The sequence below is a fragment of the Hyphomonas pacifica genome, assembly GCF_000682675.1.
Classification (GTDB): domain Bacteria; phylum Pseudomonadota; class Alphaproteobacteria; order Caulobacterales; family Hyphomonadaceae; genus Hyphomonas; species Hyphomonas pacifica.
The window spans coordinates 155,884-178,495 of record NZ_AWFA01000001.1 but is presented as its reverse complement, the minus strand read 5'-3'; the positions used below and the strand labels follow the sequence as shown (position 1 = coordinate 178,495).

General features: G+C 58.9%; 19 protein-coding genes. 8 read left to right on the top strand and 11 right to left on the bottom strand.

Annotation, left to right across the window (positions count from 1 at the left end; genetic code table 11):
* Window positions 1-6: 6 nt before the first annotated feature.
* On the bottom strand, window positions 7-189 hold the full coding sequence (locus HY2_RS00825; RefSeq protein ID WP_034823691.1) for a hypothetical protein: 183 nt from the start codon (window positions 187-189) through the stop codon (window positions 7-9).
* A gap of 177 nt (window positions 190-366) precedes the next feature.
* On the opposite strand from HY2_RS00825, the gene HY2_RS00820 reads away from it, so the two are divergent.
* The 3 genes from HY2_RS00820 (at window position 367) to ligA (ending at window position 6,061) form a co-directional block, all read left to right on the top strand.
* Complete coding sequence (locus HY2_RS00820; protein WP_034823689.1) at window positions 367-2,178, top strand: aminopeptidase P family protein; 1,812 nt, start codon at window positions 367-369, stop codon at window positions 2,176-2,178.
* Between the two features lie 83 nt (window positions 2,179-2,261).
* Window positions 2,262-3,953 (top strand): DNA repair protein RecN, encoded by a 1,692-nt coding sequence (locus tag HY2_RS00815; protein WP_034823687.1) that lies wholly within the window; start codon window positions 2,262-2,264, stop codon window positions 3,951-3,953.
* The gene (gene ligA / locus HY2_RS00810) at window positions 3,950-6,061 is read left to right on the top strand and encodes an NAD-dependent DNA ligase LigA (protein WP_034823684.1); all 2,112 of its coding nucleotides are present in this window, start codon (window positions 3,950-3,952) and stop codon (window positions 6,059-6,061) included. Before HY2_RS00815 ends, ligA begins: the two co-directional genes overlap by 4 nt.
* A 26-nt stretch (window positions 6,062-6,087) precedes the next feature.
* On the opposite strand, the gene HY2_RS00805 is transcribed toward ligA, so the two are convergent.
* The 6 genes from HY2_RS00805 to HY2_RS00780 form a co-directional block, all read right to left on the bottom strand.
* Window positions 6,088-6,927, bottom strand: coding sequence for an outer membrane protein assembly factor BamD (locus HY2_RS00805; RefSeq protein ID WP_034823682.1), 840 nt, complete (start codon window positions 6,925-6,927; stop codon window positions 6,088-6,090).
* A 114-nt stretch (window positions 6,928-7,041) separates the two neighbouring features.
* A complete protein-coding gene (lpxC, locus tag HY2_RS00800; protein ID WP_034823681.1) occupies window positions 7,042-7,965 on the bottom strand; it encodes a UDP-3-O-acyl-N-acetylglucosamine deacetylase in 924 nt (307 codons plus the stop codon).
* A gap of 171 nt (window positions 7,966-8,136) precedes the next feature.
* On the bottom strand, window positions 8,137-9,591 hold the full coding sequence (gene ftsZ, locus HY2_RS00795) for a cell division protein FtsZ (RefSeq protein ID WP_034823680.1): 1,455 nt from the start codon (window positions 9,589-9,591) through the stop codon (window positions 8,137-8,139).
* Window positions 9,592-9,685: 94 nt separating this feature from the next.
* Window positions 9,686-10,981 carry a cell division protein FtsA gene (gene ftsA, locus HY2_RS00790; RefSeq protein WP_034823679.1) on the bottom strand — a complete coding sequence of 432 codons (1,296 nt, stop codon included), beginning with the start codon at window positions 10,979-10,981 and terminating at the stop codon, window positions 9,686-9,688.
* The gene (locus HY2_RS00785; protein WP_034823678.1) at window positions 10,981-11,850 is read right to left on the bottom strand and encodes a cell division protein FtsQ/DivIB; all 870 of its coding nucleotides are present in this window, start codon (window positions 11,848-11,850) and stop codon (window positions 10,981-10,983) included. The genes ftsA and HY2_RS00785 overlap by 1 nt, the downstream gene beginning before the upstream one ends.
* The gene (locus tag HY2_RS00780) at window positions 11,838-12,746 is read right to left on the bottom strand and encodes a D-alanine--D-alanine ligase (RefSeq protein WP_034823677.1); all 909 of its coding nucleotides are present in this window, start codon (window positions 12,744-12,746) and stop codon (window positions 11,838-11,840) included. Before HY2_RS00780 ends, HY2_RS00785 begins: the two co-directional genes overlap by 13 nt.
* 270 nt (window positions 12,747-13,016) lie before the next feature.
* Between HY2_RS00780 and HY2_RS00775 the strand changes: the two genes are divergently transcribed.
* Window positions 13,017-15,047 (top strand): TonB-dependent receptor plug domain-containing protein, encoded by a 2,031-nt coding sequence (locus tag HY2_RS00775; RefSeq protein WP_158533966.1) that lies wholly within the window; start codon window positions 13,017-13,019, stop codon window positions 15,045-15,047.
* On the opposite strand, the gene murB is transcribed toward HY2_RS00775, so the two are convergent.
* The 4 genes from murB to secA all read right to left on the bottom strand — a co-directional run bounded on the left by murB (window position 15,044) and on the right by secA (window position 19,623).
* Window positions 15,044-15,982, bottom strand: coding sequence for a UDP-N-acetylmuramate dehydrogenase (murB, locus tag HY2_RS00770; protein WP_034823672.1), 939 nt, complete (start codon window positions 15,980-15,982; stop codon window positions 15,044-15,046). The two genes, HY2_RS00775 and murB, sit on opposite strands and share 4 nt — an antisense overlap.
* A 59-nt stretch (window positions 15,983-16,041) precedes the next feature.
* Entirely contained in the window at window positions 16,042-16,266 is a 225-nt protein-coding gene (locus HY2_RS00765; protein ID WP_034823669.1) for a hypothetical protein, read from the bottom strand.
* Window positions 16,267-16,339: 73 nt separating this feature from the next.
* Window positions 16,340-16,852: a P-loop nucleotide/nucleoside kinase family protein gene (locus tag HY2_RS00760; RefSeq protein WP_051594573.1), complete on the bottom strand. Its 513-nt coding sequence runs from the start codon at window positions 16,850-16,852 to the stop codon at window positions 16,340-16,342.
* 5 nt (window positions 16,853-16,857) lie between these two features.
* Complete coding sequence (gene secA, locus HY2_RS00755) at window positions 16,858-19,623, bottom strand: preprotein translocase subunit SecA (protein WP_034823826.1); 2,766 nt, start codon at window positions 19,621-19,623, stop codon at window positions 16,858-16,860.
* A gap of 186 nt (window positions 19,624-19,809) precedes the next feature.
* Between secA and HY2_RS00750 the strand changes: the two genes are divergently transcribed.
* Genes HY2_RS00750 through HY2_RS17075 form a run of 4 tightly spaced genes read left to right on the top strand, consistent with a single transcriptional unit; the run spans window position 19,810 to window position 22,602 of the window.
* Window positions 19,810-20,766 carry a peptidylprolyl isomerase gene (locus HY2_RS00750; protein WP_051594572.1) on the top strand — a complete coding sequence of 319 codons (957 nt, stop codon included), beginning with the start codon at window positions 19,810-19,812 and terminating at the stop codon, window positions 20,764-20,766.
* A complete protein-coding gene (gene argJ, locus HY2_RS00745; RefSeq protein ID WP_034823667.1) occupies window positions 20,763-22,013 on the top strand; it encodes a bifunctional glutamate N-acetyltransferase/amino-acid acetyltransferase ArgJ in 1,251 nt (416 codons plus the stop codon). Before HY2_RS00750 ends, argJ begins: the two co-directional genes overlap by 4 nt.
* Entirely contained in the window at window positions 22,010-22,426 is a 417-nt protein-coding gene (locus tag HY2_RS00740; protein WP_034823665.1) for a (deoxy)nucleoside triphosphate pyrophosphohydrolase, read from the top strand. Before argJ ends, HY2_RS00740 begins: the two co-directional genes overlap by 4 nt.
* A 2-nt stretch (window positions 22,427-22,428) precedes the next feature.
* Complete coding sequence (locus HY2_RS17075) at window positions 22,429-22,602, top strand: Flp family type IVb pilin (RefSeq protein ID WP_081814847.1); 174 nt, start codon at window positions 22,429-22,431, stop codon at window positions 22,600-22,602.
* Window positions 22,603-22,612: the final 10 nt, after the last annotated feature.

Here is a 22,612-nt window from a genome sequence, read left to right as displayed (position 1 = left end):
TGAGGATCAGTAAGCTGAACGGCGGGCCCAACGGGCTGTACGGCGTTCCAGAATGTGCGGACGGGCCAGCTCGGCTGCCTTCAAAAGGCTGGCTGCGGCAGGTGCGGTCAGCTCATTGACCATTGGCATACGCAGATCGTTTTGCATCACGCTGTTTTCGGATGCAGCAAGGTTGATATGAGGTTTCATTCTATTCTTTCCCTTTGGAAATTTTATTGTGCACTGCACAAATTTTTTGCGAGCGCGCTATGTAAGGGAAAAGCGTCAATAAAAAAGCATAGATATGCAGAAATATCGCCTTAAAAATGCATAGCTATGATGCGGCTTTCAATGGCCAAAACGCTCCATTCGCACTACATAAGGCGCATGAGACAGACATTTGATATTAAAGGTGGCCCGCAAGATGGGCGAGCCCACCTTCCGCCAGTTCGCGACCAGCTCAAGGCGCAGGGCCTCGATGGCCTTTACGTGCCTCATGAGGATGAATATCAGAACGAATATTTGCCGGATGCGAATGAGCGTTTGGCTTGGGTCAGCGGCTTCACGGGTTCTTTCGGCTCCGCCTTCGTGTTCACGGATCGCGCGGTGATCTTTGCCGATGGCCGTTATACACTTCAGGTTGTGGATCAGACTGACCCGAACCTCTGGGAGATTCAGAACGTGCCGGAGCCTGGCCCATTTGGCTGGCTGAGGTCACAGAACATGTCCGGCAAGAAGATCGGCTATGACCCGAAACTGATGAGCCCGAACGACGTAGCTGCGATGGAGAGCGCTGCGAAAATGGCGGGCGCGGAACTGGTCGCCGTTGATCAGAACCCGATCGATCTCGCCTGGGAAGGCCGCCCGGAGCAGCCTTCTGCGCAGGTCGTCCCGCATGACGTTAAATATGCCGGCGTCGCCCATGATGAGAAGCGCCAGCAAATCGGCAAGGATCTGAAGGCTGAGAAGCTGGACGCAGCGATCATCACGTCGCCTGCTTCCATCGCCTGGGCATTCAACATTCGCGGCGGAGATGTGAGCTGCACGCCGCTGCCGCTTGGCCGGGCGATCCTGTTCGCTGACGGCTCTGCGGAACTCTATCTGGATGAGGTGAAAGTTTCTGACGCGCTTCGCCAGCATCTCGGCAACAGCGTGACACTTCGTCCGCTGTCGGAGCTTGAGGCAGGCCTTAAAGGCCTAAAGGGTAAATCCGTCAGCGTTGATCCAGATGTTGCTTCCGCCTGGTTCTTTGACCAGCTTGAGCAGGCGGGCGCCAAGGCCATTCGCCAGAGAGATCCCGTGGCCCTGCCGAAGGCCTGCAAGAATGAGGCGGAACTGGCCGGCACATCTGCGGCACACATTCGTGATGGCATTGCGCTGACGCGCTTTCTGCACTGGCTCGACACTGAGGCCCAGAGCGGCGAGGTGACAGAGATCGACGCCGCCATCAAGCTGGAAGAGTTCCGCGAAAGCTTGGGCGGCCTGGATGATCTGTCCTTCCCGACAATCTCCGGGGCCGGACCAAATGGCGCGCTTCCGCACTATCGTGTCTCCACTGCCTCCAATCGCAAGCTGGAGCGTGGTAGCCTCTATCTGGTCGACAGTGGCGGCCAGTATCTGGACGGCACGACGGATGTCACCCGCACGGTTCCGATTGGTGATCCGAGTGCGGATATGCGCCGGCACTATACGCTGGTTCTAAAGGGCCATATCGCGCTGGCCGTGGTCCGCTTCCCGAACGGCACGACCGGTACGCATCTTGATGTGCTGGCGCGGCACGCACTTTGGCAGGCTGGCCTCGATTATCAGCACGGCACTGGCCACGGCGTTGGCGTGTATCTCGGTGTTCATGAAGGGCCGCAGCGCATCGCCAAGGCCTGGAACGCGGTGCCACTGGTCGAGGGGATGATCGTGTCCAATGAACCGGGCTATTACCGCGCAGGCCAATACGGCATCCGCATCGAGAATCTGCAATATGTGACCCCCGCTACGCAGATCGAGGGCGGCGAGCTGGATATGCATGGCTTCGAATGCCTGACCTTTGCACCGCTCGCGCGTGACCTCATCGATCTGACCCTGTTGACAGAAGACGAACGTGCTTGGGTCGATGCCTATCATGCGCAGGTCTACGAGCATCTGGCGGACGGTCTGGACGGGGACGCAAAGGACTGGCTGCGGGCCGCCTGCATGCCCCTCTAAATAGAGACGCGTGAAGAATCACGCTTGTTCTCTTTTTGTTCCAATGATAAATCATGGCCAGTAACTCTTCTGGGAGACTGGCCATGATCTTGTCATTGTCGATACGCGATTTCGTTCTGATTGACCGCCTGGATATTGAGCCCGGCGCCGGTTTCACCGCGCTCACAGGTGAAACCGGCGCGGGAAAATCCATTATTCTTGACGCCCTGTCACAGGCACTGGGGCAGCCTGCCGACCGGTCCATGATCCGGGCATGGCAGGATCAGGCAAGCGTGGCGGTGGAGTTTTCGCCGTCTGTGCACCATCCCCTCTGGAGAGCTTTGACGGAGGCGGGGATTGAGGCCTCGCCGGACGAGACGGTCACGTTCAAGCGCATTATTCGCAAGAATGGCCCGGCACGCGCCTTTATCAATGACCAGCCGGTCAGCGCAGCGCTGCTCTCCGATCTTGGGGAGTTGCTGGTAGAGATCCATGGCCAGCATGCGGCCTCCTCTCTGATGAGGCCGTCCATGCACCGCCATTTGCTGGATCTCTTTGCCCGGAATGAAAGCCTGCTGGAGGCGTGTGCCAAGACATATGCCCTGATGGAAGAGGCTGTAGAAAAACGTGAAGCGCTGGAAGCGGCCCATGCTGAAGCGATTGAACAGCGCGACTGGCTGATCGAGGCTGTCGAAGACCTTATGCGCCTAGCCCCGCAAGAGGGGGAGGCGACTGTGCTGAGCGAGCGGCGGACGCTTTTGATGCAGTCAGAGCGTGTGACCGAAGCGGTCAGCGAGGCGGAAAAAGTGCTCGATGGCACGGGCATTGAGGAGGCGCTCGCCAAGGCGGCCCGGGCGACAGGCCGTATTTGTCATCTTCCCGGTTTTGAAAACTCGGACGACGCGCTGCCTGTTGCGGCGCGCGCAGCTGCGGAGGCGGTCGAACGCGCGTTGATAGAGATCAAGGAAGTCATGGGCTCCATCTCTCAGCTGGAAAGCCTGGTCGATCATGACACAAGCGAACTGGAGGCCTCCGAGGCGCGTCTGTTTGCCCTGCGCGCAGCAGGCCGGAAGCATAATTGTGATCCGGACATGTTGCCGGACATGCGGGATGCCTTGCAGGGACGCCTCGATCTGGTTGAGGCGGGAGAGGATGCGTTGATCGCAGCCCGCAAGGCAGAGGCTGATGCACGCGCCAAATGGCATCAGGCCGCTGGCAAACTCAGCGATGCGCGCAAGGCGGCGGCGGGCCAACTCGACAAGGCCATTGCGAAGGAGCTTGGTCCCCTAAAACTCGGCCGCGCGGTGATCAAGGCGTGTGTTCATCCTCTGCCGGAAGGCGAAGGCGGAGCGTCCGGGATAGACCGGATCGAGTTCGAAGCCGAGACCAATCCCGGCGCGGGCTTTGGCCCGCTCCGCAAGATCGCGTCGGGTGGGGAATTGGCACGGGTGTCGCTTGCCCTCAAATGCGCGCTGGCTGAGGCTGGCTCTGCCATGACGCTGATCTTTGATGAGGCCGATCAGGGCGTTGGCGGCGCTGTGGCGGCGGCCATCGGGGAGCGCCTTGTCTCCCTCGGTCAGGACCGGCAGGTCTTTGCCATTACGCACAGCCCGCAGGTCGCGGCGTCTGCAGCGGCTCAATGGCTTGTGGAGAAGGGTGCCGGAAAGACTGGCGGGACTCAGATTCGCGGGCTAGATGACAGCAGCAGGCAGGAAGAAATTGCCCGAATGCTGTCAGGTGCTGAGGTGACTGCCGAGGCCCGCGCTGCAGCAGGGAGGCTGTTGGAGGATGCATGAGCGAGGCAACCCCGGTTGAAGATCTGACGCCTGAAGAGGCTGCGGTTGAACTCGAACGTCTGGCGTTTCTGATCGCCGAGGCAGATGCGGCCTACTATCAGGAAGATGCGCCGGTTCTGACGGATGCCGACTATGATGCCGCGCGCCAGCGCAATCTTGCCATTGAAGCCCGCTTCCCGGACCTGAAACGCGCAGACAGCCCGTCAGACCGCGTTGGCGCTGTCGCTCATGAAGGCTTCAGCAAGGTGGCCCATGCCGCCCCCATGCTGTCGCTGGACAATGCGTTTTCCGATGACGATGTGGCGGAGTTTGCTGCCCGCATCCGGCGCTTTCTGGGTCTTGGTGAAGAGGACGAACTGGTCCTCACCGCAGAGCCCAAGATTGATGGTCTGTCCCTCAGTCTGACCTATGAAAAGGGACAGCTGGTTCGCGCCGCAACACGCGGCAATGGTCAGGTCGGTGAAGACGTCACTGCCAATGCCCGTACGCTGAAGGACATTCCGGTGTCCCTGAAAGGCAAGCGCTGGCCAGACTTCATCGAGATCCGCGGCGAGGTCTATATGAGCCATGCCGATTTTGCCGCCCTGAATGCGCGCGAAGAGGCTGCTGGCCGCAAGACCTTTGCCAATCCGCGCAACGCCGCGGCCGGCAGCTTGCGCCAACTCGATACCGAGATCACCAAATCCCGCCCGCTGAAATTCTTCGCCTATGCCTGGGCGGCCGAAAGCGCGCCTTTCGCCGAGACTCAATCGGGAGGGGTTGAGGCATTCCAGGCATGGGGCTTTGACACCAATTCCCTGATGAAATCCGCTTCAGATGTGGACGCTCTGATCGCGATTTACCGAGACATAGAACAGCAGCGCGCAACGCTCGGCTACGATATTGATGGTGTTGTCTACAAGGTAGACCGGCTAGACTGGCAGCAGAGGCTTGGTTTTGTCAGCCGCGCGCCGCGCTGGGCCATTGCACATAAATTTCCCGCCGAAAAGGCGACAACCCTTTTGGAAGAGATCGACATCCAGGTGGGCCGCACCGGCTCGCTGACGCCGGTTGCGCGCCTGAAGCCTGTCACGGTGGGGGGCGTCGTGGTCTCCAATGCCACACTGCACAATGAGGACGAGATCGCCCGCCTTGGCGTAAAGCCGGGCGATACGGTGGAGATCCAGCGGGCAGGGGATGTCATTCCGCAAGTGTTGCGCGTTGTCTCAGTCGGCGAGGGCGAGCCTTGGCACATGCCGGATGAGTGTCCGGTCTGTGGCTCCGCCGCCGTGCGCGAGATTGATGACAAGGGCGAGGCCGATGTGCGCCGCCGCTGTACGGGCGGGCTCGTCTGCCCGGCACAGGCCGTGGAGCGTCTGAAGCATTTCGTTTCCCGCAAGGCGCTGGACATTGATGGCCTTGGTGCAAAACAGGTGCAGCTGTTTTACGAGAAAGGCGTCGTCGCCGCGCCGCAGGACATTTTCCGCCTGCCGGCGAAGATTCAGGCGGCGGGTCTGCCACCGCTGGAAGAGTGGGATGGTTTCGGTAGGGCGTCTGCGAAAAAGCTGCTGGATGCAATTGATGCGCGGCGCACCGTGCCATTTGCGCGCTTCCTGAACGGGCTGGGCATTCGCCATGTCGGCCAGACCACCTCCCAGCTTTATGCGCGCCACTTCCTGAGCTGGGATGCATTTTGGAGCACTGTGACGCGCGCCGAAGCAGAGGGACTTGAAAGCGAGGCCTTTGCAGAGCTGACCGGCATTGACGGGGTGGGCAAGGCTGCCGCAGGCGCACTCGTGGATTTTGAATCCGAACCACACAATCGCGATATGCTGAACGCCCTGCTGGAAGAGGTGAGTGTTGAGGCGGAAGAAGCCGCCGCTACGGACAGCCCGGTCGCTGGCAAGACCATCGTCTTCACTGGCACGCTGGAGCGCATGACGCGCGATGAGGCAAAGGCCCGTGCAAGTGCGCTTGGCGCGAAAGTGTCCGGCTCCGTCTCGGCAAAAACGGATATTCTGGTTGCAGGCCCGGGCGCAGGCTCAAAACTCAAAAAGGCGGAAAGCCTCGGCGTCAGAACCCTGACCGAGGATGAGTGGTTCGAGCTGATAGTAGAAGGGCAGGGCTGATCTGCAATCGGCCCTGAGGGCCCACCTTATTTGCCGCCCGGCAGAATGCGCTGCAGCCAGCTGCGTCGAGTTTTCTCGTCTACGGCTTCCGGGTCCACGCCTTCTTCCGTCAGAAGACGATAGCTCATCTTGTACCAGTCGCTATTGGGATAGTTATACCCAAGCGTTGAGCCGACAGCGAGCGCCTGATCGCGCAGGCCGACGGTGAGATAGGCTTCGACAAGACGGTGCAGGGCTTCCGGCGTATGGGATGTGGTGTCGTATTTCTTCACCACGGTGCGGAAGCGCTTGATAGCAGCCAAGGTCTGGTTGTTGCGCAGATACCAGCGACCAACTTCCATGTCCTTGCCGGCCAGCTGGTCGCGAACCATGTCCAGCTTCACGCTGGCATCGCGAGCATACTGGCTCTCAGGATAACGGCGCACCACATCCATCAGCGCGTCGCGCGCCTGTTCCGTGATGGCTTGGTCACGGCCGACATCGGTGATCTGGTCGAAATAGCTGACGGCGATCAGATAGTAGGCATAGTCAGCTTCAGAGCCGCCCGGGTGTAGCGACAGATAGCGGCGAGCCCCTTCAATAGCTTCGTCATAATTGCGCGCCTGATAATGGGCAAAGGCCGTCATCACCATCGCGCGCCGGGCCCATTCGGAATAGGGGTGCTGGCGCTCGACCTCGTTGAACAGAAGTACGGCCTTGTCATAGGAGCGCTTGTCCAGCTCGGTCGAAGCCTGATTGTACAATTGCTCAACAGGGCGTTCCACATAGGCCAGTTCTTGCTGGCGGTCGCGGCGTGATTGGCAGGCTGTCAGGGCAATTGCTGCGGTTGCAACCAGTACAATCGAATAGGCTTTGGTGAAACGCATGGCAGGGCGGACGCTTTCAGCTGTGAGTGTCAGACAGACTGCTTAGCGCGAACCCTGCCAGTTTTCCAAGAAGGTTTCTCAGGCATTCATCCTATTGGCGGGGTTAAATCTCGTTCAGATGGCGGCACTTGTACGGGACGCGACAAGGCTCTGGTTCATTTCATCGCTTTCCCAGCACCATGCAGAGGGGGTGTCGAGCAGCTTGCGGACAAGCAAATTATTGATGGAGTGGCCTGGCTGAACGGCGTCATAGCGCCCGGCAATCGGCGCGCCTGCCAACATAAGGTCGCCCACAGCGTCCAGCATCTTGTGGCGCACAAACTCGTCTTCCGAGCGCAAGCCTTCCGGATTCATGACTTCGCCATTGTCGACCACAACGGCATTTTCCAATGAGCCGCCACGGGCCAGACCCATGGTGCGTAGCATGTCCACGTCCCGGGCAAAGCCATAGGTGCGGGCAAAGGCCAGATCACGTGCAAACATACCGGGGGCAAGGCGCAGCGCCATTTGCTGAACGCCGATCAGCGTGTCGTCATATTCAATGCGTGCGCGCAGCGTTAGCAGATTGTCTTCAGAAGGGGAGAGGCTGGCGCGCTTGGGGCCATCCTCGATCTCGATCTTTTCCAGAATGCGGATGCGGCGGCGCGGCGCGGCCTGGCGGCGCAGACCAGCCTGCATCAGCAATTCGCAATACACCGCAGAAGAACCATCCATGATCGGCACTTCAGGGCCGTCGATCTCGATGAGCAGATTGTCGATTCCTACGCCTGCCAGTGCGGCCATCAAATGCTCTACCACAGCCACCGAAACGTCGGCTTCATTGGTCAGCGTGGTGCCAAGCTGGGTGTCGGAGACATATTCGGCAGAGGCGGGGATCAGCGTGCCTGGGCCGGAAATATCGGTGCGGCGGAAGGAGACGCCTGTGCCGGCGGGCGCAGGTTTCAGCACCAGCCGGGCTTTCTCCCCGCTGTGTACACCAATGCCTGCGCATACGGCGGGGCGCTCAATCGTCTGCTGAAATTCTATACTACCGGACAATATACTCGCCTCCAGATTCGCATATCAGAATGGCGACTATGGCCTGAAGATACAAAACACGGCTTGTTTCGGCGTGTTACAAAAAGGGCCGAAGCGTGCGCTCCGACCCTGTAATTATTGGGAATTATATGTAGCGAATCTGCGCTTATATATGCCGGTTCCTCTGCAATTTCAGTGATTGGCAGACCGGCGCAGAAATGCCGGGATTTCAAGGTCGGCATCATCGAAAGGCGCAGGCTCCGGATGGTCTTCCGGAGATGAGACGATCTGTGTCGGCGTTTTGCTTGCTGGCGTGTCGTCATTTTCACCCTGGGAGCTGCCGCGGCGCCATCCGAACAGGTTGGAAAAGCCGGACGGGCTGCGCTGTTCCTCTTCGACAGGCGCTTCCGTGTGCTTGGTGAACACCGTGTCGGCGCTGATCTGGTCCTCGCCCTCTGCGCCTTCATAATGTTCGGTAGGCAGGGACTGGCTTTCAAAATCCTCGCGCGGATCGCTTTCGTCAGAGCGCAGGGCCGTGGACGTATGCTTGATGACACGCGGACGGTCTTCATCTGCCTCTTCAGCGACGGTTTCCGTTTCGGCAGGGGCCTCCTCGGCTTCAGCCGCAGGCTCTTCCTCAATCGGTTCGGCGATAGGCTGACGCACGGTTTCTGCAACAGGCTCGGCCACAGGAACGCCCATCATCGCGCCATCAATACCCGCTGCGACGACAGAGACGCGGATCTTGCCTTCCAGTTCGCTGTCGAAAGCAGAGCCGAGAATGATGTTGGCGTCTGGGTCGACCTCGCGGCGCACCTCATTGGCGGCCTCGTCGAGTTCGAACAGGGTCATGTCATAGCCGCCGGTGATATTGATGAGGACGCCTTTGGCGCCTTTCATCGAGATATCGTCCAATAGCGGATTATCGATGGCCTGGCGCGCAGCTTCGAGGGCGCGGTTCTCGCCTTCGCCTTCGCCCATACCCATCATGGCTGTGCCCATGCCGCGCATGATGGAGCTGACATCGGCAAAGTCTAGATTGATCAGGCCGGGCATGACCATCAGATCTGTAATGCCGCGCACGCCGGAATAGAGCACATCGTCTGCCATGCGGAAGGCTTCGGCGAAAGTTGTGCGATCATTGGCGATGCGGAAGAGGTTCTGATTCGGCACGACGATCATCGTGTCCACATGTTTCTGGATTTCGGCCAGGCCATCCTCGGCAAAAGACATGCGGCGTGTGCCTTCAAAGCTGAATGGCTTGGTCACAACGGCGACGGTCAGCATGCCCATTTCGCGGGCAGCGCGCGCGATGACCGGGGCTGCGCCTGTACCGGTTCCCCCGCCCATGCCTGCAGCGATGAAAACCATGTGAGCGTCTTGCAGTTTCTCGCGGATATCCTCGATAGATTCCTCGGCAGCCTTTGCGCCGATATCGGGCCGCGCACCGGCGCCAAGGCCGGAGGTGGTTTCCGGGCCCAGCTGGATGCGGTTTTCCGTCTTGGAACGTGAAAGGGCCTGCGCATCCGTATTGGCTACGATGAACTCAACGCCTTGCAGGTTGGCCTCAATCATGTTGTCGACAGCGTTGCCTCCGGCACCGCCTACGCCAAAGACCAAGATCCTGGGCTTCAGTTCATGTGTCATACGCATCCCTCACTCTACCGGTCTCTGAAAGCTTCGCTCATCGTTTAAAATGACGCCTTGCCGCTAAGAAGCAGTTAAGTGAGGGCGATTGGCGTCAGAAATTTTCTTTCAGCCAATGGAACGCCTTGTTCACAGCACCGCCTCGGACTTCCGAACCGTACTCCTTCGACGCAATGCCAGCCCGCACAGCGTCCGCAAACCCCAACTCCTGATACAGTAGCAGACCTGACGCTGTAGAAAAAGCTGGTGTTCCCAGTGTTTCGCCCAGGAATTCGGCAATTGTCGGTCGTCCGAGCCGGACAGGGGCTTCCAGAATGCGCGTGGCGACATCCCGTACGCCCGGCAGCTGGCTTGCGCCGCCTGTCAGGACAACTCGCCGCGGCAGTACTTTGCGTACACCACTGGATCCCAGGGTTTTCTGGATCAGCTCGAAAGTTTCCTCGATACGCGGAGCGATGATCTCGGCCAGCTTGCCGCGCTCCATGCGCGTGGCCTGCAATCGCCCATCATCCCCGAGTCGCGGGGCTTCGATCCGTTCGGCCAGGCCCGGGCCTTCCAGATTGGCTGTGCCATAGATGCTCTTCAGGCGCTCTGCGGCGGCAAAGGTCGTGCCGATGCCCTGCGCGATGTCTGAGGTTACATGCGTTCCGCCGGCGGGTACGAGGCCAACCCAGGCCGGGGAGCCATTGAGATAGACAGACACCGCCGTAACGCCAGCGCCCATGTCGATACAGATCGCGCCATTCTCGATTTCGTCGTCAATCAGAGTGCCGGCCCCACTTGCGATAGAGGAGGGGATTAGAGCATTGACGCTGAGGTGCGCGCGGCCCACGCATTCGACCAGATTGCGCACCATGGCTTTCGGTGCGGTAACGACGGAGAGGAACAGACCCAGCGTGTCGCAATACATTCCGGCTGGCTCGCGCACGCCTTCCTGTTCATCCACACGGTAGGCGACAGGCCAGGCGGCAAGTACTTCGACGCCCTTGGTGGAGACATTCGCCATCGCAGCGGCCTGCAGGCGGCGTACATCCTTGGCCGTGATCTCACGTCCGCCAATTTCGATAGAGGCTGTCACGAGATTACACTGAACATGCGCGCCCGTGATGCCCAGCATGACCTGGTTGATCTGTTCTCCAGCTTCGCGCTCGGCATCTTCCACGGCGAGGCGGATGGAGCGTTCCAAGCCTTCCATATCGGTGATCGTGCCGCCGCTGAAACCGCGCGATTGCTGGCGACCAGAGCCGAGAATCTGGAAGTGACGCGGGCCCGTGCCGTCATTGCGGCCAATCAGGCAGGTGATCTTGGAGCAGCCAATATCCAGCGCCGCGACCGGGCCGGTCGTGCGGTGGCCGCCAAGGGCCATGCGGCGAGACTGGACATTTGCCATCAGCTGCGCGGCGCCTCTTCACGGGCGGCAAAGTCTGGCGGGTCGATCGGTGTCAGATAGACGCGGCCCTGATTGCGCAGGTCTATGGTTTCCAGCGGGCGCTGCATCAGCGCGGTGCGAACCTGCAGCGTGGACAGCTGGTCCAGAGCATTCGTCAGGCCATCATCTTCCGGCATGCGCACGGTGGCACCATTGATCAGGCGCATGTCCCAACGGCGGTCATTGATGCGGGTGGCGATGGCAATACCCTGCGCTACATCCGGCTCGGTCTCCAGGGCCGCAGCCAGAACCGGCGCAGCTTGCGGCGCGCCGCGGCCAGCTAGGCGTACCAGGCCTTTGTGATCTTCCGGTCGGGCATCCGGAATGATACGGCCAAGGCCGTCCACAACTGTCCATTTCTTGCTATCATGCCACAGGGCGACCGGTTCTGCGGCATCGGCCAAGATGACCACTTGGTCCGGCCACAGGCGATGAACGCGCACATTCAGCACCTTGCGGGTGCCCTCCACGCGGCGACGGATCAAATGCGGATCAGCGCGAAACATGTTCTCGCCCGGCTCAATCATGGCAGCGGCGCGGATATCCTGCGCCAGGGCAGGGTCCTGTTCCAGACCGATCACGGAGACATCGTTGACAGAGATGCCCATGACGCGGGCCGTGTCATCCATGAAGCCAGCAAAGCGGCTTTCTATCTGCGACATAGACCCGCCCATCCAGGCAGCCGTCGCCACCACAATGGCGACCAGCATCACGAACCCGAAAATCACGGAAGAGACGCGCACTTCCTCGCCCGTCACCTCATCCACGATGACGGCGGGCTTGCGTGACGATTTCTTTGGGACAGTCTGGTTGCGGCTTACCTTTGGCATGAAGCATCCTTGATCATCCAGGCGACCAGCTCTTCGAAGGACATCCCCACGAAAGCGGCCTGTTCAGGGACAAGCGAGGTGGGCGTCATGCCGGGTTGTGTATTGGTTTCCAGAATCACGAGCCGGTCTCTCTTGTCATCATAGCGAAAATCGGATCGCGTCGCTCCCCGGCATCCTAGTGCTTGATGTGCCCTCAGCGCGTAATCCATCGCGGCCTGTGTGACATCAGCTGGCAATTCTGCCGGGATCACATGTTGCGATCCTCCGGCTGCATATTTTGCATCAAAATCGTAATAGTCTCTTAAGGTCGTTATCTCTGTGACAGCCAGCGCGCGATCCCCTAGAACCGCGACGGTCAGCTCGCGTCCTGGAATGAATTCCTCGGCCATCAGATTATCGCCATAGCGCCAATTGCTGCTGGTTAGTTCCAGGGCAGGGGCATTTGCGCCTTCACGAACGATCAGCACGCCAAAGCTGGACCCTTCAGCAACCGGCTTGATGACATAGGGCGGGGCCAGCGGGTGTGCGGCAGCGGCTTCTTCCCGGGTCACGCGTTTGTCCTGGGCAACAGGGATACCGGCCTGCTGGTAGACGGCCTTGGACTTCAACTTGTCCATCGCCAGGGCAGAAGCGAGCACGCCGGAGTGAGAGTAGGGCAGGCCCAGCACTTCCATAACACCCTGCACGCAGCCATCCTCGCCCCAGGGCCCGTGCAGACCATTCAGCACTGCATCCGGTCTCGCCTCGGTCAGTTGTTCTGCCAGATTCCGTCCGGCATCAATCTCCACCACATCGTATCCGCTTTTGCGCGCGGCTTCAGCCATCTGCTGTCCAGATGACAGTGAGACTTCCCGTTCGGACGACCAACCCCCATAGATCACGGCAACACGTTTCATCTTTTCTTCCTGCAAATTGGCCCAGCGGCGTTAAGTCTAGTCATCGCGTTTGCAGGGTTAAAACGGCCTTAGCATGGCAGCGTGAAAGCAATTCATGGCCTGAATTACGAAAAATACATGCTCCGTATTCTTGCTATGAGTTGACTACGTGTGTAGTCGCTCTCCATCAAATATGAGAATCAGATACCGCACGGCATCTGATCACAGCCATAAAATTCAGGGAGGGGTACCGGCGTGAACATCACGGCGCGAGTCTGTTTCAGCCTATTTTTGATTACTGCGAATAGCCTGGCTGTCTCGCCATGGGCTTGTGCCGCAGAGACAGAAGAACAGATTTCCGAGGTGACCGTCTACACGCTGGAAGACTTTCGCCAGTACAGCCCCAGAACGGCTCTGGATATGGTCACCCGGATTCCGGGCTTCGCCATTCAGGGGGATAACAGCAATCAACGCGGCTTTGGTCAGGCGCACGGCAATGTGCTGATCAATGGCCAGCGGGTTTCGGGAAAGTCCAATGGTGCGGTTGAGTCACTTGGCCGGATCGTGGCGCAGAATGTCGTGCGCATCGAATTGGTCGATGGCAGCCAGTTCGATATTCCGGGTCTGTCCGGACAGGTGGTGAATGTCGTTACCAATGGTCTGGGCAAGACGGCTGGTACATGGAGCTGGTCTTCCCGCTTCCGGGATAATCTGCCTCCTTACTATAATGACTTTAATATTGCCCTGTCCGGTGGGAAGGGCGCGCTGGGATGGACGTTCGAGCTGGACAGCTCGCCGGAACGCGGTGCCAATAATGGCCCGGAATACATCACGGATGGTCAGGGAAACCGTCTCGACAAGCGTCTTGAAGACTTCACTCACGCCGCAGAATATGCATCCGTGGCCGGATCGCTTTCATGGAAGCCTGCGAGCGGCGCAGTAGGAAACCTCAATGCCAGCTACGCCATTTACGAGCCAGACAACAAGGAAGTCTCAAAGACCTATCCGGTAGACGGCCCGGAGGGGCGCCGACTGTTCAAGGGATCAGAAGATGAGTGGGGCGCGGAGCTTGGCGCTGACTATGAATTTGGTATCGGGCCAGGGCGCCTGAAGATGATTGGTCTGCTAAGTCGCGAGTACAGCCCGATGACGGATGAATTCCTGCGCGGCAATATTGACGGAAGCGATCTGTCGAAATCGCTCTTTCAGCAGACCATTGATGAAGGCGAATACATTCTGCGAAGTGAATATGCCTTTGGAAACGCTGCGGGCAGAGACTGGCAGATCGCGACAGAAGGGGCATTCAACTATCTGGACGCGACTTCCAGTTTGAGCGAGGCAGAGGGTATCGGTCCCTTGCAGGGGGTGGATCTGTTCAATGCCAATTCACGTGTCGAAGAGCAGCGCGGCGAGATTTCTATAACGCATGGCCGCCAGTTGTCTCCCCGGCTCAGCGCGCAGGTTTCTCTCGGGATGGAAGTCTCGGAACTTTCGCAATCAGGTGATGTGTCCAAGGTACGCACGTTCACGCGGCCGAAGGGCTATGCCAGCCTTACCTGGCAGACCGACGACTCCCTGAAGCTGATCACCCGGCTGGAGCGCGAGGTGGGCCAGCTGGATTTCTTTGACTTCATTTCCTCCGTGAATCTGAACGCGGAGAACGGCCAGACCGGAAATTCGGAAATCGTTCCGCAGCAGAGTTGGATTTTCAGCCTGCAGACGGAAAAGGATTTCGGAGCCTGGGGGGCAGCGACGCTGAAAGTGTTTGGGGCGAGTATCGAAGACATTGTAGACCGTATTCCGATTGATGATGGAGACGGGCCGGGAAACCTCGACACGGCATGGCAGGTTGGCGCGGAGTTGGAAGCCACATTGAAGCTGGCGCGGGCAGGGGTGCCAGGGGCTGAGATCACGCTCTCGGGGGAATGGTATGACTCCGAAGTGACAGATCCGCTGACGGGTGAGACGCGCCCGATCAATGGAGATACGGTCTATTATCTGTTCTCGGAACTGCGCCATGATATCCCGAAGACTAATTGGGCCTGGGGTATCGGGTTTGAGGGGGCGAAAAGTAACCGCTTCTATCGCCTGTCAGAGGTCAGCCTGGAGGCTCATCCACCCGGATTCGGATATGTTTATATTGAGGACAAGGATATTTTCGGGGCAACCGGCCGGATCACGATTGGCAATATTACCAACCAGAATGACAATTTCTGGCGGGAAATTCATGATGGCAGCCGGCTGGATGATGTTCTGGTGCGGGAAACGCGTGAACGCGACTTTGGCCAGATTTTCACCCTTAGGCTCGAAGGCACGTTTTAGGCCGTTCGTCCGATGCGCCGCACTTCCCAGCGCAGTTGGACCCCTTGCGTGTCCAGAACCCGTGCGCGCACCAGTTCGCCCAGCGCTTCCAGGTCTGCCGCTGTGGCATCGCCCGTATTGATCAGGAAATTGCAATGCTTGGGAGAGACCTGCGCGCCGCCCACTTTAAGGCCCCGGCAACCGGCTGCATCGATTAGTTTCCACGCGGAGCGCTGATCCGGTGTGCCAGGCGGGTCCGGATTGGCGAAGGTTGAGCCGGACGTTTTTTCCTTGATGGGTTGAGTTTCGGCGCGGCGCGTCTGGAGGGCTTCAATCTCTTCCAGAATCTTGTCGGGCGCATCAGTGCCCGTGCCTTGCAGTATCAGCTTTGTGACGATCAGATCGTCTGGCAAGTCCGTGTGCCGATAAGAAAAGCCCGCTTCAGGCGCGGTGCCCTCGCGCCCCGGTCCGCGATAGGAAACATGTGTGCCATCGCGCCGGTAGCCTTCCAGGCTGACCAGCACATCGCGTAACTCCCGGCCATAGCAACCGGCATTTGTACGCGTTGCCCCACCAAGAGAGCCGGGAATACCGGACAGGAATTCGAGACCCTTAATGCCGGCCCGCGCAGCTGTCTTCGCCACCGCCAAATCCAGCGCGCCAGGGCGGGCTGACACGGTAAGGTCGCCTTCAGACTCAATCGCGCCCCAGTATTTTCCCATCAGGCGGATGACAACGCCTTCAATCCCGCCATCACGTACGATGACATTCGATCCCACCCCCAGCACTGTGACCGGAATAGCAGGGTCCAAGGATTTCAGAAAGCTGGACAGGTCTTCTTCGTCGGCAGGCAGGAACAGCCAATCGGCCGGCCCACCGACGCGAAACCAGGTATAGGGGGCAAGGCTGGCATCCTGCATCAGCTTGCCGCGAACGGGGGGGAGGCTTGCAATCATCACGGCTAGCGGTTCACCCGTCGAGGCAAAGATGTCAAGCGATCAGGAGGGGCGATGCCCTAATTTGGGTCGCGGGCCTGTTCGTCCAGCTCCCGTGAGACTTCATCTGCTGCGTCGGAAACATCATCCGCCACTTCGGCGGCTTCTTCCGGAAGATTTTCGATGGCGGTATCCATGCGTTCACCGGCACCTTCAAACGAGCCTTCCTGAAAATAGAACCAGCCGAGTACCAGCAGGAATGCAACGCAAATAAAGGCAATGATGAACGTCAAAGTCCGTCCCATGACGAGTCTCCTTGTTGAGGCTTCGGCATGGTTAACGCGGAAGTGGGGATAGGGTTCCCGTGTGAGGCGAGGCCTAATCCACCGGGTTAAAAAAATGCTCAATTTCGTCCGCGCATGCATTGATGGAGCGGCCCGCCGTGTCGACCCGGAAATTTGCATGCGGATTGTCGTCCCAGCGCCTTTGCTGCCTGTCTTTCAGGCTCACTTGGCGAAGGCCTTTAATTCCGGTGTTGCGAGTTTTCAGGCGGGTCTTCACTTCGTCGAGGGATGAGCAAAGAATCTCGATCTCGATGATGGGGGCGCGTGCCTGGGTAGCGATAGTGCGCCAGCCGTCTCGGGCGGCTTCTACCGCATTCACCGCGTCTGCGATGACGTCATGGCCGGATATCAGATGTTCTGAGGCCAGCTGGTAACCTGCTGCATAGCCCTTCGTGCCCACATCGTGATCGGGGTCACACATATTGCGCATGTCCTGCTCCAGCACGTCTACCCTGACAAGACACGCTCCAATGCGTTCGGAAAGTATCCGGCCAAGTGTGGATTTTCCTGATCCGGGTAGGCCCGACAGCATGATCAGCCGGGCCATCAGGATTACACTTTTTGTGTGGTCAGTGCGCCGTGGCAGTGCTTGAACTTCTTGCCAGAGCCGCATGGGCAGGCGGCATTACGGGGCGTGTTGGCCCAGCTTTCCTCTGCTTGGTGAAGTTCCGGTCCCGGAGGAGTCGCGTCGTCTTCCGGGTTCATCTCGTTCACACCCGTATCCGGGTCGAGATGGGTTTCATGCATATTCGGCGCGGCTGCTGGAGCTTGAGCAGGCTTGGGCGGTTCTGCCTGCGGCACAGGGCGGCGCGGCTGTTCCTGGGCTGGCGGCTGCACGCGGATATGCATCAGCGAACGCGTCACCGTCGCGCGCAACTCGTTCAGCAAATTGTAGAACAGGTTGAAGGCTTCTTCCTTGAACTCGTTCAATGGGTCGCGCTGGCCGTAAGAACGCAGGTGGATGACAGAGCGCAGCTGGTCAATCATCTGAAGGTGTTCGCGCCAGCGCATATCCAGCACCTGCAGCAGAACCTGCTTCTCGATGCGCTGCATCTGTTCCTGACCAACTTGCTGTGTAATCGCTTCGTAGACTTTCTCGACGCCGTCACGGATGCGCTCGGCAACTTCATTGTTCGCGACGCCTTCCTCGGCGGCCCATTCCTTGACCGGCATGTCGATGGCAAAGTCATTGCGTAGGGCTTCGGAGAGGCCGTCCATGTCCCATTGCTCTGCATACGCTTTTTCCGGCATCGTGCGGGCAACCAGCGCATCAATCACGTCTTCACGCATGTCGCGGATCGTGTCGGTCACATTTTCGGCGCGCATGAATTCCATGCGCTGTTCGAACATGGCCTTACGCTGATCATTGATCACGTCATCATATTTGAGAACGTTTTTGCGGATCTCGAAGTTGCGCTGCTCGATCTTCTTCTGCGATGTTTCCATCGCCTTGTTCATCCAGGGGTGGGTGATTCCCTCATCTTCCTTGATACCAAGGCGGCGCATCACGGCGTCCATGCGTTCAGCAGCGAAGATGCGCATCAGATCATCTTCGATGGAGATGTAGAATTTCGACTTGCCCGGGTCGCCCTGACGCCCCGTCCGGCCGCGCAGCTGATTGTCGATCCGGCGGCTTTCGTGGCGCTCTGTACCCAGAACGTACAGGCCGCCAGCATCCAGCGCCTGCTTTTTCTTGACTTCGATATCCGCCTTGATCTGGCTGACCAGCATGGCCAGTTCGCCTTCAGTCAGCTCCCGGCCCAGCTTTTCTTCCTGCTCGGCCTTTTCCTGCTCCAGGCGCATTTCGAAATTGCCGCCAAGCTGGATGTCCGTACCGCGGCCAGCCATGTTGGTGGCAACCGTCACCGCGCCAGGCACACCGGCATTGGCGACGATATGGGCCTCCTGCTCGTGGTGGCGCGCATTCAGCACCTTGTGCGGAATTTTCGCAGCCGTCAGCAGATTGGACAGGATTTCAGATTTCTCGATGGACGCGGTGCCGAGCAGGATCGGCTGACCCTTCGCGTGACACTCGCGCACGTCTTTGACGATCTCGGCATACTTCGCCTTGGCCGTTCGATAGACGATATCGTCTTCATCAAGCCGCTGGATCGGCTTGTTGGTCGGCAGGTCCACTACGCCCAGCTTGTAGATGTCGGCAAATTCGTCAGCCTCTGTCAGGGCCGTGCCGGTCATACCGGCCAGTTTCTTGTAGAGGCGGAAATAGTTCTGGAAGGTGATCGAGGCCAGCGTCTGGTTCTCGGGCTTGATGTCCACCTTTTCCTTGGCCTCGATGGCCTGGTGCAGGCCTTCGGACAGGCGGCGGCCTTCCATCATGCGGCCGGTGAACTCGTCAATCAGCATCACCTGACCGTCCTTGACGATATAGTCCTTGTCGCGCGTGTAGAGTTTGTGCGCGCGCAGGGCCTGGTTCGCATGGTGGACGATGGAGATATTGGCCGGTTCCCACATCGAGCCTTCCAGCGTGCCGGATTCAGTCAGCCAGTTTTCGATCTTCTCGGTGCCGATTTCCGTATAGGTGACAGAGCGCTGTTTCTCATCGAGCTCGTAATCCTCATCCGTCAGGCGGGGCATCAGCGCATCGAGCGCGATATAGAGGTCAGAGCGGTCGTCGGTGGGGCCGGAGATGATCAACGGCGTACGTGCTTCGTCGATCAGGATGGAGTCCACCTCGTCGACTATGGCATAATGGTGTCCGCGCTGGGCCATCTGTTCCAGCGAGTATTTCATATTGTCGCGCAGATAGTCGAAGCCGAACTCGTTGTTCGTGCCATAAGTGATGTCACAGGCATAGGCGCGCTTGCGCTCTTCATCCGTGATGCCATGCACAATGATGCCGGTCGACATGCCGAGAAAGGTATAGACCTGTGCCATCCATTCTGCATCGCGCTTGGCCAGATAGTCGTTCACCGTGATGACGTGCACACCTTTGCCCTCAAGGGCATTCAGATAGACAGGCAGGGTGGCAACCAGCGTTTTGCCTTCACCGGTGCGCATCTCGGCGATGTTCCCGGAGTGGAGGACCATGCCGCCCATCAGCTGCACATCGAAGTGACGCATCCCGAGAGAGCGCTTGGCGCCTTCGCGTACAACTGCGAAGGCCTCTTCCAAGAGGCTGTCCAGGGAGGCGCCATCAGCGAGGCGCTTTCGGAATTCGGCAGTTTTCCCCCGAAGAGCCTCGTCCGAGAGGGCCTCCATCATGGGTTCCAGAGCGTTAATCCGGTTGACGCGGGCTCGTAGGGGTTTCAGCTTGCGGTCATTTACCGTACCGAAAATCTTGCGGGCAACAGAAAGCATATCAGGCAGCACCAATTGATCTGGGGCGACAAAACTCTAATCCTGACAGCAGGTCGGACAGGATCTTTGCGGGTTCTCCCACCGCGCATCCGCTGGCCGAAACCTCTCGACCAACGCGCGGGTCAGACTTAAGAACGCCGCATTGGGGTGTCAATGCAGTGCCCTCAGCCCAAAGGAGACTTTACCGTGCTGCTTCTCAAACCCTTATCGAAATCCCTGCCAGCCTTGCTCGCGGCCATGTCCCTTGCTGTCCTCGGCAGCTGCGGGGCTCCTGAGGAAGAAGAGCCCTCCATTCAGGTTGAAGGCGTCACGGCTGTCAGGGTTAATAATGATCCGATTTATGTCAGTGATGTGGAACTGGAGGCTGTTGCCCGTGGTCTCATCACGCCAGGGGAGGAGTTCGGCCCAGGCAATGAGAGTTATGACACCGTTCTGGATCAATTAATTGATCAGAAGTTGATGGCGCAGGAGGCGATGGCGCGCGGACTGGCCAGGACACCGGCGGCCAAGCGCCGGCTGGAAATGGCGCGCGAACGCATCCTCGGCAATCTGCTCGTTGAAAACCTCGTTGCTTCCGAAGTGACCGAGGACAGCATCGAGGCGATGTACAAGGAACAGGTCCTGCTGCAGCAGGACAATGACGAAGTTTCCGTTGCGCATATCCTGCTGGATACCGAAGAGGATGCCCGCCGCGTCTATCAGGAGATTCAGGATGGCAAGTCTTTTGAGAGCCTTGTCGTTGCAAACTCCCTGGATACGGCAACCCGCATGGAGAATGGTGATCTCGGCTATGTCGCTCCGAATGATTTGCCGGATCCGTTTCCGGTGGCGATCGCCAATACGAAGGTAGGCGGCGTTTCCGAGCCGTTCCAATCCGCAGATGGATGGCACATCATCAAAGTGAAGGATCGCCGTACCAGTCCGCCAAAGAGCCGCGAGGAGATGCGACCGGAAATCGTCACCTTCCTGACGCTAAATCAGGTCAGCAAGATCCTGCGTCGTCTGCGCACCGAAGCGACTATTGAGAAGGGGGGCAAATCCGCCCATGTCGTGCCGGAATCCGGCTTCTCGCTTACAGAGGAAGCGGAACGTTCCGAAGGGGCGCTTGCCACCGATACTGATGCAGAAGGACCCGAACTTTGAACCTGAAACCCTCTCCCTTTGCGCCCGCCGGCTTTCCAGTTCTGCCGGATGTGAAAGGTGTGCGCGCCGCAACTGGCTCGCGTGGCTTTTATGCGCGACGCGGTATCACGCGCGATGACGTTTTCCTGTTTGCCTTTGATGAGGGCACCAGCTGTGCTGGTGTCTACACCGTGTCGCATACCGCCTCTGCGGATGTCCTCTGGTGCCGCGAAGCGCTGGAAGCAGGCGGCGGTACAGCGCGCGCGCTGGTGGCCAATTCCGGCAATTCCAATGCCTTTACCGGGCCGAAGGGCGTGCTGAAGAATGAGGCGACCCTCAAGGCGATGACCGAGACGCTGGACGTTCCAAAGGAGTCCTGCTTCCTGGCTGCCACCGGCGTCATAGGCGAACCGCTCGCAGATCCGAACTATGTCGGGTCCTTCGTGCCGGACCTGGCCGCCAAGCTCGGCGCGCCCGATTGGGAAGCCGCCGCAAGGGCGTTCATGACCACAGATACCTTCCCCAAAGGGGCGGGCCTGTCGCTGGATATTGAGGGCACAGGCATCAATATTGCCGGCATCGCCAAGGGCTCCGGCATGATCGCGCCGAACATGGCGACCATGCTGTCTTATGTCTTTACGGATGCCGCCATTGCACCGGCTCTGTTGCAGGAGCTGCTGGAAGACATTGCCGACGAGACGTTCAACAGCATTACCGTGGATGGTGATACGTCGACTTCCGACACGCTGATGGTATTTGCGACCGGTGCCAGCGGGATGGAGCCGATCATGTCGGCGGAAGATCCGCGCTTTGATGCCCTTGCCTCAGCGCTCCACTCTGTTTGCCTTGAACTGGCGCAGCTCATCGTCAAGGATGGGGAAGGGGCCAGCAAGTTTGTTGCGATCACGGTAGAGGGTGCCGTCTCACGTCTCTCCGCCAAGATCATGGCGTGCGAGATTGCGAACTCCCCACTCATCAAGACGGCCATGGCGGCAGGTGATGCGAACTGGGGCCGGGTCGTGATGGCGGTCGGCAAATCTCTGGAGCCGATCAAGATGGATGAGCTGTCGATCTGGTTCGATGATGTTTTGGTCGCCGAACATGGCGGCCGGGCGGAGAATTATTCCGAAGAAGCGGCTACGGCTGTCTTTGCCAAGCCTGAATTCACGATCCGCGTCGATGCCGGGGTAGGGGACCAATCGCACACAGTCTGGACATGCGACCTGACGCATGGCTATGTCGACATCAATGGAGCTTATCGCACATGACGCGCCGAATGGTGCTCGTCGTTGCGGCTGCGTTGTATGACAAACAGGGGCGTGTGCTTCTCGCCCAGCGGCCAGAGGGGAAGTCCATGGCCGGACTGTGGGAGTTTCCTGGCGGCAAGGTTGAGGCTGGAGAGACCCCTGAACGGGCTCTTGTGCGGGAGCTTGAGGAGGAACTTGCCATCAGGGTCGATCAAACTTCATTGAAACCAATCACTTTTGCGAGTTTTGGTTATCCGGATTTTCACCTTTTGATGCCACTCTTTGGCTGTGAGTGCTGGGAGGGCGACTTGCATCCAAGAGAGGGGCAGAGCTTCGCTTGGGTCAGGCCGCTGGATCTGCACACCTATCCGGCGCCGGCGGCAGACATTCCCCTGTTTGACGTGCTTTCGGGTAAAAAGTCAGACTTGGAGTGACCATGTCAAACCTGAAAGTTGCCCTGCGCCAGTATTTTCGCCAGGAATCCGGTGCCACAGCCGTGGAGTATGGACTTGTCGTCGCTTTGATAGCCCTTGCCATCATTGGCGGCGTCACAGCCATCGCGACATCCATCAACGGTACATTCAGCACCGTTGAAACAAAAATGGGCTAAGTCAGCCGCT